This window comes from Arcobacter vandammei (assembly GCF_016106035.1).
In the GTDB taxonomy this organism is placed as follows: Bacteria; Campylobacterota; Campylobacteria; order Campylobacterales; family Arcobacteraceae; genus Aliarcobacter; species Aliarcobacter vandammei.
Map to the genome: position 1 here is coordinate 1 of NZ_JADKPZ010000053.1, position 728 is coordinate 728.

Below are 728 nucleotides of genomic sequence, written 5' to 3' on the forward strand. Positions count from 1 at the left end.
ATCATGGTAGATGTCAATCTTTTGCAAGATGAAGATAAAGAGTACCTTGAAATCATCACTGATAAATATCCATATCCTATAAGCTATAAAGGTTCATATTACTACAGAAGTGGAAGTACAACACAGGAGCTAAAAGGTGTAGCTTTAGATAAATTTTTACTTGGAAAACAGGGTAAAACTTGGGATAGTGTACCAGTTCCTTATTTTGGAGCTACAGATTTAGACCCTTATGCTTTTAAACTATTTAGAGAAAAAGCTGAGAAAAAACGAAGAATAGATCCTGAGCTTTTAAAAGAAAATGATGATGTTTTAGTAGATAAATTAAGATTAAGAGAAGGTGATTATCTAAAGAGAGCTGCTGCACTATTGTTTGCAAAAGAGCCTATGAAATATGTAATGGGAAGTATGATAAAAATAGGATATTTTAAATCAAATACAGAACTAATATATCAAGATGTTATAGAAGGAAATCTATTTGAGCAAGTGGATAAAGTAATGGAGCTTATATTTACAAAATATCTCAGTGCTTTTATCACTTATGAGGGTATTCAAAGAGTAGAGAGTTTTCCAATTTCAGAGTTAGCTTTTAGAGAAGCTTTAATTAATGCGGTTGTTCATAAAGATTATAGTTCACAAAATAGTATACAAATAAGTGTTTATGATGATAAACTTCTTATGTGGAATGCAGGAGATTTACCACAAAACTGGACTATAGATACACTTTTACG

Annotated in this window: 1 pseudogene; it reads left to right on the forward strand. The window is 30.6% G+C overall.

Going from position 1 to position 728, the window contains the following annotated elements:
• Positions 1 to 21 precede the first annotated feature (21 nt).
• Positions 22 to 728: pseudogene (locus IQC44_RS11445) on the forward strand (transcriptional regulator); the annotation flags it as partial.